Here is a 13,406-nt window from a genome sequence, read left to right on the forward strand (position 1 = left end):
CCTGCCTCCATATGGTGGTCGAGGCAAACCGGAGGCAGCCTCCGGAATGTCCCGGTCACAGCCATGCCCGGTACCGCGGCAACCCCGCCTCCCGGGGCGCGGCCGTGCCCCGGCGCCATCCCGGCCTCGGCACCGTGCGATGCCGCGCGCGGAAAACCCGTCGCGGCATCGGCGGCCGACGACCGGCGCCCGATGACCCGCATCCCATGACCTGTGACCTGTGACCGCCCACCAACGGAACGGAACCACCGATGACGCACGACAAGGCCGCCCTCGGGCGGCTCGGCCTGTGGACCTTCGCGTTCGACGGCCAACCCGCCGGCGCGGTGCGCGAGGCGGCGGCCGAGATCGAGGAACTCGGCTACGGCGGCCTGTGGGTCGGCGAGGGCATCGGCCGCGAGGCCGGCACGCACGCCCAACTCCTGCTCGCCGCGACCCGTACGCTCCCGGTCGCCACCGGCATCGCGATCATGTCCGAGCGCACCCCGCGCCTGATGGCCGCGACCGAGCGCACCCTCAACGAGGCCTACCCGGACCGCTTCGTGCTGGGCCTGGGCGGCCACCGCGCCGCCGGCCAGGCGGACATCCCGGGCATGCCCAAGGCGAACACCGCTCCCGCCGTCGCCGGCGTCGGCGCCTACCTGGACGAGATGGACGCCGCCGTGCTGATCGGCACGCCGCCCGAACGCCCCGGCCGCCGGGTGCTCGCCGCGCTCGGCCCGAAGATGCTGGCGCTGGCCGGCGCACGCACCTGGGGCGCGCACACCTATCTGGTGACGGTGGACCACACCGCGCTGGCCCGGAAGACGATGGGCCCGGACCCGTACCTGTCGGTGTCCCTGACCACGGTGCTGTCCCCGGACCGGGCCCGGGCCGTGGAGGTCGCGCGCGGCTTCACATCCGGCTACCGGGTCGCCCGGCACCAGATGAACAACCTGCGCCGAATGGGCTTCTCCGAGGCCGAACTCGACGGCGAGGGCACCCGCCTGGTCGACGCGCTGTGCGCGCTGGGCGATCTCGACGCGATCGCCGAGCGGATCCGCGAACACCTGGACGCGGGCGCCGACCACGTCTGCCTCCAGGTCCTCACCCCGGACCAGGGCCGCATCCCGCTGACCGAATGGCGCGAACTGGCTTCACTAGTCGGCGAGTTCACATAAAACCCCGGCCACCCGGTCGAAGCGCCCCACCCCCTCGACGGCGACGGCGACGGTACGACCGGGCTCCCGCCCGGCGGCCGACGCACGCACACCGGCACCCGCCGCCGGATAGCGCCACGCGGCCGAGACCGGGCCCGACCTCCGAGCCCGACCCCGACCCCGGAGCACGGCGCCCGAGTCCGACACCCGAGCCCGGCGCCCGGCCGCGCCACCGCACCGGATCCGCCAAGGCACCGGCTCCCGCTCCCGCTCCACACGGGACGCGTCCGCCCTCCGCCGACCACACACCCACCTCGCGCCACACCCGCCCGGCGCGTCACTCCCACCGCTCCCGTCCACCGGCGTAAGCTCCCGACATGTCCGAACGCACCTTCGTCCCCGACGAGTTCGTCGTCCCCGCGCCGCCGGTCACGCCGTCCTTCCGGTTGGAACCGCTGGCCGCCCGGCACAACCGGGCCGATCTGACCGCGTGGTCGTCGAGCATCGAGCACATCCGGGCCACGCCCGGCTTCGCGGACCGGCACTGGCCGCCGCTCGACGGCATGACCGCCGACGAGAACCTGCGGGATCTGGTCCGGCACGCCGACGACTTCACCAAGCGCACCGGCTTCACGTACACCGTGCTCGACAACGGTGGCAACGCCGGTGACTACGACGTGATCGGCTGTGTGTACATCTACCCCGACCGCGAGGACCCCGCCGTCACCTCGGTGCGTTCCTGGGTACGGGCGGATCGGGCCGAACTCGACGCGCCGCTGTACCGCGAGGTCTCCGCGTGGTTGGCGAAACACTGGCCGTTCGAGCAAATCCGCTACGCCGCGCGGTAGCCGGTGCCCGCGGGCCTGCGCGGCGGGCCCGCCGGGTCGTCGGTCACCCCGGTCGGGCCGCCGCCCACCAGACACCCTCGTCCCGGTCCGGGTCCGTGATCGCATCCGCCAACGACGCGAAGGCGTAGGTGCGTTCCGGGTCCCAGTCGGTGCTGCGCAGCAGTCGCTCGCGCATGCCGGCCCACCCCGGTGCCGAGCCCGCCACCACCCACGCGTCCGGTGCGTGCGCGGTCAACCGCTGTGCCGGGCGCAGCCAGGACGCGGCCTGTTCGGGCCAGGAGACCACCGCGACCACCTCCCCGGGCCAGACCGCCGCGAGCGCGTGCGCGGCGGCGGTCGAGGCGCGGTCCCGGCCGTGCCCGATCGCCAGCGTCCGCCGACCGGCCAACCTGCGGAGCAGGTCGGCCAGTTCGGCCTCGGTGTGCGGCGCCGGCGGGCGGCCCTTCCAACGGGCGTAGGCAGCCGGCAGGCACACCGCGCACGGCCGGAACCCGGCCTTGATCGCGGTCGCCTCGTCGGCGAAGAAGACCCGGCCGGCGACGTAGCCGCCGCGCTCGATCGCCCGCAGCGCGCTGCGGCAGTCCAGCCGCCCGTACAGCCGACCGCCCGTGGTGCCGCCGAGCGTGCCCGGCGTCGCACTGCGGTAGGGCCGCCCGTCCGGCCCGATCAGCGTGTACATCGCGTCACGCCGCGTCGTGGAAGACGAGGCCCAGGGTGCGGCGCAGCCCGGAGTGCACCGTGCTGACGCCGTGCCGCATCGGCGCCGCCGACCAGCCTCGGGCCGAGCGGATCGGCCGGTCCCGGGTGGTGAAGACCAGCCCGTGCCCCTGGGGCAGGCTGATCGCGGTGCCGCGCGACTGGGCCCGGAAGCGCTGCTCGGCCATCAGGAATTCGCCGCCGGTGTAGTCGATGCCGGGCTCGTCCAGGCCGATCACCACCTGGAGTGGGAAGACCAGGTCGCCGTACAGGTCCCGGTGCAGCGCGTTCCAGTCTCCCGGTCCGTAGCGCAGCAGGATCGGCGTCGGCCTGGTCTGGCCCGCCGCGTGACACATCGTCAGCCACTCGTCCAGGGTGTCCGGCCAGGGTGCGGGCCTACCCAGGCGGGCGGCCCACGCGCGGGCGATCGGCAGCAGGTGCGGGTAGCAGGACGTGCGCAGCGCGGCGATCGGCTCGGGCACGGGCGCGGCGAAGTAGCGGTACTGCCCGGCGCCGAAGCGATGCCGGGCCATGTCGATGGTGGCGCGGAAGAGCTCGGGGCGGTCGTACAGTTCGGCGATCTCGCGGCACGTGTCCGGGTCCAGGATCCGGTGGGTCAGCGCGTGTCCGTGCTCGTCCACCCGTGCGGCCAAATCCGTGGTGGTCGCGGGCGTGCCGGCGAACAGCGTGTCCACGGCGCTCACCCCAGGCGCGCCGGCAGCGCGCCCTCGTGGTCGAGCAGGTACTCCTTGCGGTCCAGGCCGCCCGCGTACCCGCGCAGCGCGCCGTCCGCGCCGATCACCCGGTGGCAGGGCCGGATCAGCAGCAGCGGGTTGGCCCCGATCGCGGTGCCCACCGCGCGCACCCCCGCCCGCGAGGTGCCCACCCGTTCGGCGATCGCGCCGTACGTGGTCGTGGTGCCGTACGGGATCTCGTCGATCGCGGTCCAGATGCGTTCCTGGAAGGCCGAGCCGCGCGGCGCCAGGGGCAGGTCGAAGTCGCGCAGGTCGCCCGCGAAGTAGGCGCCGAGTTGGCGCACCACCTCGGCGAACGGTGCCGCGTCGGGGCGCGAGTCGGCGGGCACGGCGGCGCCGCCCTTCTGCCCGGGCACGGACAGCGAGGACAGCGCGAGCGTGCCGTCGGGGCGCTCGTCGCCGATCAGCAGCAGTTCGCCCAGTGGGCTGTCGAGGGTGGTGTGGACGGTCATGGTCGCTTCCTTCGTCGAGATCGCGATGGCCGTGTGCATCGGTCGGGGACCGGCCTTGCGCACTGGTCATAGGTGCTTCCGGATCCCACTGTGCGCGATCGCGAGCGCGTCGTCCGGCGGGAATCGGACATCGCGTTGTGCCCCGATCCGGGGTGCGGGCGGGGTGGGTGGCCCGCGGGGTCGTCGGTCGGATGGCGCCCGCGATCGAGCCCTCGTGCGGTCGGGTCGACGGGCCGATCGGCGATCCGGTCGCGGTCCGCCCCTCGTCTGTTTCGCGGGCCGGTCACCCGTCCGGTTCGCGGTCCGGTTCCGCTCGGGCAGGATGGTCCGATGATCGAGACCGACCGACTCCTGCTCCGCCGCTGGCGCGACGACGACCTGCCCGCGCTCACCGCGCTGAACGCCGACCCCGAGGTGATGCGCTACGTGGGCGACGGCCTGCCGCGCACCCCCGAGCAGAGCGCCGCCGCCCTGGTCCAGTACGAACAGGCCTGGCAGGCACGCGGCTTCGGCCTGTTCGCGATCGAACTGCGCACCGCCGAACCGGGCCCGGTCGGCGCGTTCGCGGGCTGGGCGGGCCTGGCCGTACCGGAGTTCCTGCCGGAGGTGATGCCCGCGGTCGAGATCGGGTGGCGGCTGGCCCGACCGTACTGGGGCCACGGCATCGCCACCGAGGCCGCCGTCGAGGTGTTGCGCTTCGCCTTCGAGTACGCCCGCGTGCCGCGCCTGGTCAGCATCTGCCATGTGGACAACACCGCGTCCGCCAAGGTGATGGCCAAGCTGGGCATGACCGAGGAACGCCGCACCACGGTGCCCGCCTACGGGAAGAAGCCGGTCCTGGTCACCGAACTCGCCAGGGGGCGCTACCTGCGCACCCGCACCTGACCCGAACCGGCCCCGGCCGCACGGAGCGCGGCGCCGACACCGCAGGGGTCCCGGTCGGGCCTCCCTCCGGCGTCGGCAGCCGTGCGTTCGCTCAGCCCGAGACGCAGAACTCGTTGCCCGCGGGGTCCTGCATGGTGGTCCACTTCAGTCCGGGCGCGTCGCGCTCGGCCACCACCGTCGCGCCCAGTCCCACCAACCGCTCGACCGCGTCCGCCCGGTCCGGGGCCGAGAAGTCCACATGCACCCTGTTCTTGCCGACCCGCTCCTCGGGCACCCGCTGGAAGCCCAGGACCAAGGGCTCGGCGCCGACGATGACGAACTCGCCGAAGTCCTCGGCGATCTCCACTCCCAGTGCGTTCGCCCACCAGGCGGCGAGGCTGCGCGGATCGGCGCAGTCGATCGTGATCATCTGTGGTGTCAGCTCCATGCACGCACGATACGAGCCGCGACCGACACGTCGGTGCAGCCGAGCCCTTCGGGGCCCGGAGTGTCGCAGGCCGCGCCGACAGCCGAACCGTGCCTACGGCATGGCTCGCAGCCGCGTATGGCCCACCGCGCCCCGCAACGCATCACCGGGCACCCACCCCACAACGCACCACCCGGGCACGCACCACGCACCACGGCACCGGGCCGACTCGACGCGTTCGCCGGTCACGGTCGCGCGATGCCTCGCATCAGCGTCCCGGCCGCGCTCGCGGCGAACTCGGCCACCGTCGGGCCGTCCTCGATGCCCATGAAGTGCCGCAGGAAAGCGCGTTGGTAACACGCGCCGAGCAACATCGCGGCGGCGGCCTCCGGGTCGGCATCCGGGGCGATCCGGCCGTGGTCGCGCTCGACCGTGAGGTAGGCGGCGAGCAGGCGCAGCGGGACGTGCGGACCGGCGCCGATGCCGCGCAGCGCCTCGCGGTGCCGGCGCAGCAGCGCGGGTTCGGCGAACAGCGACGAGGCGATCGGCATGCTCTGCTCGTAGAACTCCGCGGCCCGGGTCGCGATCGCCGTCAGTCGCCGCTCCACCCCGCCGGGCTCGTCCGGTCCGTCGGGCCCGTCCGACTCGACGGCCAGTTGCGCGAGCAACGGGCCCAGGGGCGGCAGCCGCTCCTGGAGTACCGCCACGAACAGTTCCTCCTTGCCGGTGAAGTGCTTGTACAGCCCGGCCTCCGAGCAACCGGCGGCGCGCGCGATCTCCTTGGTCGTGGTGCGCGCGAGTCCGAGCGTGCGCATCAGGTGCTCGGCGGCGTCCAGGATCCGCTGCCGGGTGGGTACGACCTGCTGCCGGCGCCCGGGGGTCGGCGCCGGTTGCGGCTCCCGCCGCTGGGGTTCGGGGCGGGTCGAGTGCGGCATCGCGGCGGTCGTCCGTTCTTCGTGGGCAGTCCGGTCCGGGGGATTTCGGGCCGGTCCGGTGGGGTTCGGCGCGGTCCGGTCCCGGACTTGACGCAGGGGTGAGCAAGTATTCACCATGTGCAGGTGAGTGAACACTCACCCACCTCGGGAGGCAACACATGAGGCTCACCGTTCTCGGAGCGACCGGTGGCACCGGCGAACACGTCCTGCGCCATGCCGTCGCCGCCGGACACAAGGTCACCGCCGTGGTCCGGGCGCCGTCCCGGCCCGCCTTCGAACACCCGAACATCGAGGTCGTACGGGCGGACGTGACGGACCCGGCCGAACTGCGCGAGGCGATCGAGGGCCGCGACGCGGTGATATCCGGGATAGGGCCGCGCAACCGCAGGGCCGCCGGCATCGCGGCGGCGGCCACCGCCGCGATCCTGAGCGCGATGGCCGACACCGGCGTACGGCGCCTGGTGACCATCAGCGCCGCCCCGGTGGGCCCGACGCCGACCGAGGACTCGGTGTTCGTACGCGGCGCGCTGATCCCGATCCTGCGCGCGATCCTCAAGGACGTGTACGCGGACCTGGACGCCATGGAGGGCGAGTTGGCCCGCAGCGACAGCGACTGGACCTCGATGCGACCGCCGAGGCTGACCAACGGGTCCGGCACCGGCACCTACCGCACCCACATCGGCGGCAGCGTCCCACGCGGCGGCACCATCGCCCGGGCCGACCTCGCCCACGGCATGCTCGCGGTCCTGGACGACCCGGCCACCTACCGCCGGCCGGTGGGCATCGCGTACTGACGCCTGGCCCGGAGATGGGCGCAAGCGGCACGCGTGTGCCGCGACCGGCGCGACCGGCGCGGGCGACACCCACGATCGCCGGCGGTGAACGGCCCCTGCGATCACGTCGATCGACGCGCCCGGTGAGATCGACCCGAGCCGGGTACACGCCGGCACCGATCCCCACGGGAGGCACGATGAGCCGGCGCGGCACCGCCGACGGACCCACCATCAGCGTCCGTCGGGTGTACGAACCCGCCGAACCCGACGACGGCCTGCGCGTCCTGGTCGACCGGTTGTGGCCGCGCGGCCTCGCCAAGGCGGACGCGCGGCTGGACGACTGGCCCAAGGAGTTGACCCCGTCCACCGAGCTGCGCCGGGCCTGGCACGCCGGCGGTCTGGCGGAGGACGTGTTCCGCGCCCGCTACCGCGACGAGCTCGAATCCGCGCCGGCGCACGCGGCCCGCGCCGCCCTGCTCACCCGGGTGGGCGACGGCCGACTCACACTGCTCACCGCCGTCCGCGACCCGGAGCACAGCCATGTCCCGGTCCTGATCGCCTACCTCGACGAGCACCGGCGCGAAGACGACCGGTAGGAACCCGCGTCGACCGGCCGGACGGACCACCCGCCCGCCGTCCGGCCGTTCGCGACCGCGGCCCGTCGCCGCGCCGGCCGCCCGCTACCCGTGCGCGTGCTCCGCCGCCGGCAACATCGTCCGCGGGTCCTGATCGGCGAACCACATCCCGATCACGATCGCCGCGGTCGCCTCCAGATAGCCCGCCCGCTCCAGCCCGCCGACCGCCAGTGGTACCGAGCCCACATCCGCGACCAGGGTGTGCGCCACGGCGAGCGCGTCCGCGTCGTCGCCGCACAGCGGTACCCCGAGCCCGTTCGCGTGCTCGCCCGCCCACACCCCGGCCGCGCCCAGGTGGAACGCCTTGACCACGTGCGCCCCCGGCGCCGCGTCCGCGAGCGTGCGCGCCGCCGACGGGCCGCCGTCGGTGGTCAGGACCAGCCCGCTCGGGCCCGGCACCATCGGGTTCGAGCAGTCGAGCAGCGCCTTGCCGGCCAGCAACTCCGCCAACGGCGGGATCACCTCGCCGGTCGCCGCGTGCCCGACCGCCGACAACACCGCCTCGCCGTGCCCGGCGGCCTCGGCGAACGTACCAGCCCGGGCCCCGATCGACTTCGCCGACACCTCGGCCCGTTCCGCCGACCGCGCACCGATCAGCACGTCGTGTCCGGCCCGCGCCCACTTGCCGCCCAACGCGACCGCCATGTTGCCCGCACCCAGAATTCCGATTCGCACAGCCACTACCCCGCTCGCTCGAAAGGTCGTCTCCGACTCCTCGAAGCTAGGCAAGCCGACAGGCACCATTCGGTAAGTCTCACCGGGGCGAGAATGAAGCCATGACCGAACACAAGGGCGAGTACGTCGCCGACTGCCGCGCTCGCATCGGCTTCGACCTGCTCACCAACCGCTGGAACAGCGTGGTCGTCTACGCGCTGGCCGCCGGCCCCATGCGACCGGGCGCCATGGCCGCGCGGATCGGCGGGATCAGCGCGAAGGTTCTCAACGAGACGCTGCGCCGACTCGAGTACCACGGTCTGGTGTCCCGTCACGCCTATGCCGAGGCGCCACCGCGCGTCGAGTACGCGCTGACCGACCTGGGCGAGTCCCTCCTGGTCGCGTTCCAGGCCATCGGCGCGTGGTCCATCGAACACGGCGACCGCGTCCTGGCCGCCCAGGACGCGGCCGACGCCGCACGCACCGCGTGAGCGCGCGCTACCTGCGCAACCGGGCCGCCGGCACGGCGGTCGCCAGCGCCGTCGCGGCGATCGTCAGCGAGGTCACCTCGCCCGCGTGGTGGAAGTCGCCGCCCACCGACAGGTAGAGCGTGCCGAACGCGGCCACCCCGAGCACCTGACCGAGCTGGATCATCGTCACCATCAGCCCGGACGCGTCCGAGGCCAGCGGCAACGGGACCCGGCGCAGCGCGAGCATCATCACCGGGCTGTACGCGACACCCAGCCCGAAACTGCCCAGGATCATCGTGGCGAGCAGCACCGGCAACGACTGTCCGTCGCCGAACGCCCAAGCGGTGGCCGTGAATCCGAGCGCGCCGATCGGCATCCCGATCATCGGCAGCCGCGGATGCCATGCCGCGGGCAGCCGCTGCCAGCGCAGCGAGACCGTCGCGAAGACGACCGAGGACGGGATGAAGGTCAGCCCCGCCTCCAGCGCGCTGTAGCCCAGGCCGTTCTGCACGTACAGCGCGGTGGAGAACATCAGCCCGCCGAACGCGGTCATCGCCAGCAACAGCGTGACCGCGCCCGCCACCACGCCCGGCACCCGCAGCAGCGCGGCCGGGATCAGCGGTGCGGACACCCGCCGTTCGACGAGCGCGAACAGTGCGAACAGCACCACGCAGCCACCCAGGCTCAGCCAACCCCAGGTCGGCCAGTCCAACTCGTGCCCCATCACCAACGGGACGACCAGCGCGAGCAGCGCGGGGGCGAGCAGGGTCAGGCCCGGGATGTCCAGGCCGCGCGCCGAGGGGATGCCACCGGGCGGCAGCACCCGCCTCGCGAGCACGTACAGCACGATCCCGACCGGGATGTTGATCAGGAACACCGGCCGCCACGACAGCCCGAACAGATCGGCGCTGACCAGGAGTCCGCCCACCACCTGTCCGGCCACCAGGCCGCCGGCGATGGTCGCCGCGTACCGACCCATCGCCCGGGCCCGGTCGGCGCCGGCGTAGGTGGCCTGGATCAGGTTGAGCACCTGAGGCACCATCAGCGCCGCGCCGCCGCCCTGGATCGCGCGGGCCACGATCAGCGAGGTGTCGTCCCAGGCCAGGCCGCACAGCAGCGACGCGAGGGTGAAGACGACCAGGCCGGCGCCGAACACCCGGCGGAAGCCGAGCCGGCCACCGAGCCGCGAACCGGTGATGATCAGCATCGCGTAGACGACGGTGTAACCGGAGACGATCGATTGCAGGCCCGCACCGCTGGTGTCCAGGTCGGTTCGGATCGTGGGACCGGCGACGTTGACGACCGAGGTGTCCAGCAGTGCCATGAACTGTGCGGTGAGCAGCGCCGTCAGCAGCAGCGGATGGGCGCGTCGCGCCGTGTCCGGCGCCGCGGTTGTGGTGGTCATGCCAGGAGCGTGCGGGCGGCACGATCCTGTTGCCGAGAGCCTGTCGATCCTGGTACCCGGAGCACCTGGCACCGGATCGAGACAGCGGCGAGGATGGCCGCATGAGCACCAACACCGCGAGCCGACGTACCGAACTGGGCGCGTTCCTGCGCAGCCGGCGCGAACGCCGAACCCCGGCGGACGTCGGCCTGCCGCCCGGTCTGCGCCGGCGCACACCGGGGCTGCGCCGCGAGGAGGTCGCGCTGCTCGCCGGCGTGGGGGTGACCTGGTACACGTGGCTGGAGCAGGGCCGTCCGATCAACGCGAGTGTCCAGGTGCTGGACGCGGTCGCCCGCACGCTGGGGCTCGACCCGGCCGAGCGCACCCACCTGTACCGACTCGCGCAGGTGCCCTGGGAGATCGAGACGCAGCCCGGGGCGGGACTGCCGGCGGAGATGCAGGAGATCCTGGACGGCCTGGTCCCCAATCCGGCCGCGGTCTACAACTCCCGCTACGACGTGCTGGCCTGGAACGAGGCGTACGCCAAGCTGTTTCCCAGCATGACCGAGGAGCCGATCGAGGAACGCAACGTGATCTGGGCCATGTTCACCTCTCCGGACGGCTGCAATCCGTTCCTCGATCAGGACTTCGAGGAGTTGCGGATGGTCGCCGAGCTCCAGGCCGCGTTCGCGCGGCACGTGGGCGAGCCGGAGTGGGAGGCGTTCGTACGTCGACTGGCGGGTTCGAGCCCGAAGTTCGCCCGACTGTGGGCGCGCCGCGAGGTCGGCTCGGGCAATCGGCACGTGAAGCGGATCCTGCACAGCGCGGTGGGCCGGATGGACTTCGCGGCCACCCGACTGCTGCCGACCGTGCCGGAGACCCGGATGATGGTGTACACCCCGGTCGACGACCTGACGCGCGAGCGCATGGCCGACCTGATGAGCCGGCCGGAGGCTCCGTGGTGCTGCGAGCACTGCCGGACGAAGCGACGGCGGGCGCAGCAGGCCGGGGCCTCGCTCTCGGCCCCGGCCTCCGCTTCGATCCCTACCGCCGTTCCGGCTTGTGCTTCGGCTCAGATGTCGTAGGCGACGGTCACCGGCGCGTGGTCCGACCAGCGCTCGGCGTACGTGTCCGCGCGCTCGACGACGGCGGTGGTGGCCGCGTTCGCCAGGGCCGGGGTCGCCACGTGGTAGTCGATCCGCCACCCCGCGTCGGTGTCGAACGCCTTGCCCCGGTAGGACCACCACGAGTACGGCCCGGGGCCTTCGGGGTGGATCCGGCGCACCACGTCGTGCCAGTCGGCCGCGCCGAACAGTTCGGTGAGCCAGGCCCGCTCCTCCGGCAGGAAGCCGGACTTCTTGATGTTGCCCTTCCAGTTCTTGATGTCGTGCTCGGTGTGCGCGATGTTCCAGTCCCCGCACACCAGCGACTCGCGTCCGCCGATCGCCGCCGTCGCGCGCATCACCTTGAGGTGCGCGACCAGGTCGGCCATGAACCGGTTCTTCTCGTCCTGCTTGGGCGTCTCCGCCTCGCCGGTGGGCAGGTACAGACTGGCCACGGTCACCTTGGGCAGGTCGATCTCGATCCACCGCCCGGCCGTGTCGAACTCGGCCGACCCGAACCCGATCCGCACCGCCGACGGCTCGACCCTGCTGTACACGGCCACCCCGGCCCGCCCCTTGGCCACCGCCGGCGCGTAGTAGGCGTGCCACCCCTTGGGGTCGCGCACCTCGTCGCTGAGCTGCTCGGGAGTGGCCCGAACCTCCTGGAGGCACACGACGTCGGCCTCGGTCGCGTTGAGCCATGCGGTGAAGCCCTTGCCGGCGGCCGCGCGCAGGCCGTTCACGTTGGCGGTGGAGACGGTGATCATCGGTGCAGATTAGCCCGTTTCGGGGTGGCGCGAGGCCGGGGGTCGGGGGTTGGGGCACCGGGGGCCGATGGGATCCATGGGGCCGATGGGCCGCGGTGATCGCAGCGGTCGGGCGGGTGCGCGCCGCGGCGCGGAGGTCTCGCGTGCTCGGCGTCGATGCGCTCGGCGTCGAGGGTGTGCGCCGCGGCGCGGGGGTCTCACCCGTACAGCGTGGCGTGCAGCGGCAGCCAGGCCGCGCCCGCGCAGCGGACGGCCACCTCGGCCGGGTCGACCCACTCGGCCGCGTCGCACTCGGAGTCGGGGTCCGGGTGGGTCGGCGCGCCCGGATCCGGCAGGCGCACGGTGTAGAAGGCCTGGAACGCCCGAGTCGGATAGCGGTATTCGGCCGGCGGCGTGGCCAGGAGGGTGATCCGCTGGCCGCCGAGCAGGGTGAGCCGGTCGGCGTTCAGCCGCAGCCCCGCCTCCTCCGCGAGTTCGCGCGCCGCCGCGCGCTCCGGGGTCTCCCCCGGATCCAGGTGCCCGCCGGGCACCTCCCAGCCCCGGCCCGGCCGGGCCACCCGGGTCAGCAGCGTGCGCCCGAGGCCGTCCAGCGCGAAGACGAACGCGGTGGTCACGGTGTAACCCTCGGGCAGGTCGGCACAGCGCAGGATGTCCATCCGGTGCGTGGTGGGGATCCAGGGCACGGTCAGCGATTCGAGCACGGTTGACGCCATGGGGCCATCCTTGCGGGCCGATCGGCGATCACACCGGTCGGGTCGACGCCGGCGCACGACGTGCCGGCCCGTGCCACCGTCGCCCGATGAGGGGCGATGGCACACGCGGGTCTGGATCGAAGGCGCGATCGGGTTCTACGATCGGCTCGGCGCCGCCGGCCGCGAAAAGCTTCGCCACACGCTTCCCATGGGCCCCACGAACAGGGCACCTTAGGGTGTGCCACAGGTCGTCTTGGCCTACCTTAGACCGCCTTACCTCGCCTTAGGTCCGCCGGCCGCGGCTTAGGTATGGGATCGGGTCCGGGTGCCCGAATAGATGCGGCATCCGCCTCATGCCCGGACCCCCACTGGGGCGCGAAGCTGTTACCACGAGCCGGGGAGACCGGGTCGAAGTAACAGAAGGTGGACACAGTGATCGAGTACGAGCTGTACAAGAGCCGTCAGCAGGAGCTTCTCGCCGGTGCCGCCAACGACCGCATGGTCATGGCAGCCCTGCGCACCCGCCGCGCCGCGGCCAAGGCCCGTCGCGCCGAGCGGCGGCTGGAGCACGAGGTGGTGCAGAGCGCCGCCGCGACCGAGTCGGTACGCATGCGTCGGAACCTGCAGCTCCTCGCCCGGTGAGGACGGCGGTGACCCCCGACAGGCGGTCCGAACCGGCCGGGCGATGTAACCACCGGCCGCACGAACCGCGACAGTGCGAAGAGGCGACACCGAAACACCCCAGGCGACCCCGAGTGGACCTTGTCCCTCGGGGTCGCTGCACGTTCGGGTCCGCCGGCCCCGCCACACGT

At 73.1% G+C, this 13,406-nt stretch carries 17 protein-coding genes; 8 read left to right on the forward strand and 9 right to left on the reverse strand.

The window, feature by feature from the left end:
* The first annotated feature begins 251 nt into the window (after positions 1 to 251).
* Both ACIBSV_RS21570 and ACIBSV_RS21575 read left to right on the forward strand, forming a co-directional pair.
* Positions 252 to 1,160, forward strand: coding sequence for a TIGR03620 family F420-dependent LLM class oxidoreductase (locus ACIBSV_RS21570; protein ID WP_395865329.1), 909 nt, complete (start codon positions 252 to 254; stop codon positions 1,158 to 1,160).
* 356 nt (positions 1,161 to 1,516) lie between these two features.
* Positions 1,517 to 1,987 carry an N-acetyltransferase gene (locus tag ACIBSV_RS21575; RefSeq protein WP_395865331.1) on the forward strand — a complete coding sequence of 157 codons (471 nt, stop codon included), beginning with the start codon at positions 1,517 to 1,519 and terminating at the stop codon, positions 1,985 to 1,987.
* Between the two features lie 43 nt (positions 1,988 to 2,030).
* On the opposite strand, the gene ACIBSV_RS21580 is transcribed toward ACIBSV_RS21575, so the two are convergent.
* The 3 genes from ACIBSV_RS21580 to ACIBSV_RS21590 are packed head-to-tail and all read right to left on the reverse strand — an operon-like array spanning position 2,031 to position 3,890.
* Positions 2,031 to 2,666, reverse strand: coding sequence for a hypothetical protein (locus ACIBSV_RS21580; RefSeq protein ID WP_395865333.1), 636 nt, complete (start codon positions 2,664 to 2,666; stop codon positions 2,031 to 2,033).
* 4 nt (positions 2,667 to 2,670) lie between these two features.
* Entirely contained in the window at positions 2,671 to 3,387 is a 717-nt protein-coding gene (locus tag ACIBSV_RS21585) for a 2OG-Fe(II) oxygenase (protein WP_395865335.1), read from the reverse strand.
* The gene (locus tag ACIBSV_RS21590; protein ID WP_395865337.1) at positions 3,384 to 3,890 is read right to left on the reverse strand and encodes a methylated-DNA--[protein]-cysteine S-methyltransferase; all 507 of its coding nucleotides are present in this window, start codon (positions 3,888 to 3,890) and stop codon (positions 3,384 to 3,386) included. Before ACIBSV_RS21590 ends, ACIBSV_RS21585 begins: the two co-directional genes overlap by 4 nt.
* 330 nt (positions 3,891 to 4,220) lie before the next feature.
* Between ACIBSV_RS21590 and ACIBSV_RS21595 the strand changes: the two genes are divergently transcribed.
* Positions 4,221 to 4,775 (forward strand): GNAT family N-acetyltransferase, encoded by a 555-nt coding sequence (locus ACIBSV_RS21595; RefSeq protein ID WP_395865339.1) that lies wholly within the window; start codon positions 4,221 to 4,223, stop codon positions 4,773 to 4,775.
* A gap of 91 nt (positions 4,776 to 4,866) precedes the next feature.
* Here ACIBSV_RS21595 and ACIBSV_RS21600 read toward each other — a convergent pair whose 3' ends face one another.
* Together ACIBSV_RS21600 and ACIBSV_RS21605 are read right to left on the reverse strand one after the other, a co-directional pair.
* On the reverse strand, positions 4,867 to 5,202 hold the full coding sequence (locus ACIBSV_RS21600; RefSeq protein WP_395865341.1) for a VOC family protein: 336 nt from the start codon (positions 5,200 to 5,202) through the stop codon (positions 4,867 to 4,869).
* 224 nt (positions 5,203 to 5,426) lie between these two features.
* Positions 5,427 to 6,116 (reverse strand): TetR/AcrR family transcriptional regulator, encoded by a 690-nt coding sequence (locus tag ACIBSV_RS21605; protein WP_395865343.1) that lies wholly within the window; start codon positions 6,114 to 6,116, stop codon positions 5,427 to 5,429.
* Between the two features lie 158 nt (positions 6,117 to 6,274).
* Between ACIBSV_RS21605 and ACIBSV_RS21610 the strand changes: the two genes are divergently transcribed.
* Together ACIBSV_RS21610 and ACIBSV_RS21615 are read left to right on the forward strand one after the other, a co-directional pair.
* Positions 6,275 to 6,910: an NAD(P)-dependent oxidoreductase gene (locus tag ACIBSV_RS21610; protein ID WP_395865345.1), complete on the forward strand. Its 636-nt coding sequence runs from the start codon at positions 6,275 to 6,277 to the stop codon at positions 6,908 to 6,910.
* 176 nt (positions 6,911 to 7,086) lie between these two features.
* Positions 7,087 to 7,485, forward strand: a complete 399-nt coding sequence (locus ACIBSV_RS21615) for a DUF488 domain-containing protein (RefSeq protein WP_395865347.1) — start codon at positions 7,087 to 7,089, stop codon at positions 7,483 to 7,485.
* 84 nt (positions 7,486 to 7,569) lie between these two features.
* On the opposite strand, the gene ACIBSV_RS21620 is transcribed toward ACIBSV_RS21615, so the two are convergent.
* Complete coding sequence (locus tag ACIBSV_RS21620; RefSeq protein ID WP_395865349.1) at positions 7,570 to 8,199, reverse strand: NADPH-dependent F420 reductase; 630 nt, start codon at positions 8,197 to 8,199, stop codon at positions 7,570 to 7,572.
* 101 nt (positions 8,200 to 8,300) lie between these two features.
* Here ACIBSV_RS21620 and ACIBSV_RS21625 point away from each other — a divergent pair, with 101 nt between their 5' ends.
* Complete coding sequence (locus ACIBSV_RS21625) at positions 8,301 to 8,669, forward strand: winged helix-turn-helix transcriptional regulator (RefSeq protein ID WP_395865351.1); 369 nt, start codon at positions 8,301 to 8,303, stop codon at positions 8,667 to 8,669.
* Positions 8,670 to 8,676: 7 nt separating this feature from the next.
* On the opposite strand, the gene ACIBSV_RS21630 is transcribed toward ACIBSV_RS21625, so the two are convergent.
* A complete protein-coding gene (locus ACIBSV_RS21630; protein WP_395865353.1) occupies positions 8,677 to 10,053 on the reverse strand; it encodes an MFS transporter in 1,377 nt (458 codons plus the stop codon).
* Between the two features lie 101 nt (positions 10,054 to 10,154).
* On the opposite strand from ACIBSV_RS21630, the gene ACIBSV_RS21635 reads away from it, so the two are divergent.
* Positions 10,155 to 11,117 carry a helix-turn-helix transcriptional regulator gene (locus ACIBSV_RS21635; RefSeq protein WP_395865355.1) on the forward strand — a complete coding sequence of 321 codons (963 nt, stop codon included), beginning with the start codon at positions 10,155 to 10,157 and terminating at the stop codon, positions 11,115 to 11,117.
* Here ACIBSV_RS21635 and ACIBSV_RS21640 read toward each other — a convergent pair.
* A complete protein-coding gene (locus tag ACIBSV_RS21640) occupies positions 11,105 to 11,902 on the reverse strand; it encodes an exodeoxyribonuclease III (protein WP_395865357.1) in 798 nt (265 codons plus the stop codon). The two genes, ACIBSV_RS21635 and ACIBSV_RS21640, sit on opposite strands and share 13 nt — an antisense overlap.
* A gap of 197 nt (positions 11,903 to 12,099) precedes the next feature.
* Positions 12,100 to 12,615 carry an NUDIX hydrolase gene (locus ACIBSV_RS21645; protein WP_395865359.1) on the reverse strand — a complete coding sequence of 172 codons (516 nt, stop codon included), beginning with the start codon at positions 12,613 to 12,615 and terminating at the stop codon, positions 12,100 to 12,102.
* 411 nt (positions 12,616 to 13,026) lie between these two features.
* On the opposite strand from ACIBSV_RS21645, the gene ACIBSV_RS21650 reads away from it, so the two are divergent.
* On the forward strand, positions 13,027 to 13,236 hold the full coding sequence (locus ACIBSV_RS21650; RefSeq protein ID WP_395865361.1) for a hypothetical protein: 210 nt from the start codon (positions 13,027 to 13,029) through the stop codon (positions 13,234 to 13,236).
* The last annotated feature ends 170 nt before the right edge of the window (positions 13,237 to 13,406 follow it).

The sequence above is a fragment of the Embleya sp. NPDC050154 genome, from assembly GCF_044460165.1.
Classification (GTDB): domain Bacteria; phylum Actinomycetota; class Actinomycetes; order Streptomycetales; family Streptomycetaceae; genus Embleya.

Excerpts from the sequence above, each read along its gene's own strand:
- ACIBSV_RS21610 (WP_395865345.1), top strand. The coding sequence starts at position 6,275 with ATGAGGCTCACCGTTCTCGGAGCGACCGGTGGCACCGGCGAACACGTC.
- ACIBSV_RS21635 (WP_395865355.1), top strand. The coding sequence starts at position 10,155 with ATGAGCACCAACACCGCGAGCCGACGTACCGAACTGGGCGCGTTCCTG.
- ACIBSV_RS21575 (WP_395865331.1), top strand. The coding sequence starts at position 1,517 with ATGTCCGAACGCACCTTCGTCCCCGACGAGTTCGTCGTCCCCGCGCCG.
- ACIBSV_RS21645 (WP_395865359.1), bottom strand. The coding sequence starts at position 12,615 with ATGGCGTCAACCGTGCTCGAATCGCTGACCGTGCCCTGGATCCCCACC.
- ACIBSV_RS21570 (WP_395865329.1), top strand. The coding sequence starts at position 252 with ATGACGCACGACAAGGCCGCCCTCGGGCGGCTCGGCCTGTGGACCTTC.
- ACIBSV_RS21600 (WP_395865341.1), bottom strand. The coding sequence starts at position 5,202 with ATGGAGCTGACACCACAGATGATCACGATCGACTGCGCCGATCCGCGC.
- ACIBSV_RS21595 (WP_395865339.1), top strand. The coding sequence starts at position 4,221 with ATGATCGAGACCGACCGACTCCTGCTCCGCCGCTGGCGCGACGACGAC.
- ACIBSV_RS21615 (WP_395865347.1), top strand. The coding sequence starts at position 7,087 with ATGAGCCGGCGCGGCACCGCCGACGGACCCACCATCAGCGTCCGTCGG.
- ACIBSV_RS21590 (WP_395865337.1), bottom strand. The coding sequence starts at position 3,890 with ATGACCGTCCACACCACCCTCGACAGCCCACTGGGCGAACTGCTGCTG.
- ACIBSV_RS21625 (WP_395865351.1), top strand. The coding sequence starts at position 8,301 with ATGACCGAACACAAGGGCGAGTACGTCGCCGACTGCCGCGCTCGCATC.
- ACIBSV_RS21580 (WP_395865333.1), bottom strand. The coding sequence starts at position 2,666 with ATGTACACGCTGATCGGGCCGGACGGGCGGCCCTACCGCAGTGCGACG.
- ACIBSV_RS21605 (WP_395865343.1), bottom strand. The coding sequence starts at position 6,116 with ATGCCGCACTCGACCCGCCCCGAACCCCAGCGGCGGGAGCCGCAACCG.
- ACIBSV_RS21640 (WP_395865357.1), bottom strand. The coding sequence starts at position 11,902 with ATGATCACCGTCTCCACCGCCAACGTGAACGGCCTGCGCGCGGCCGCC.
- ACIBSV_RS21630 (WP_395865353.1), bottom strand. The coding sequence starts at position 10,053 with ATGACCACCACAACCGCGGCGCCGGACACGGCGCGACGCGCCCATCCG.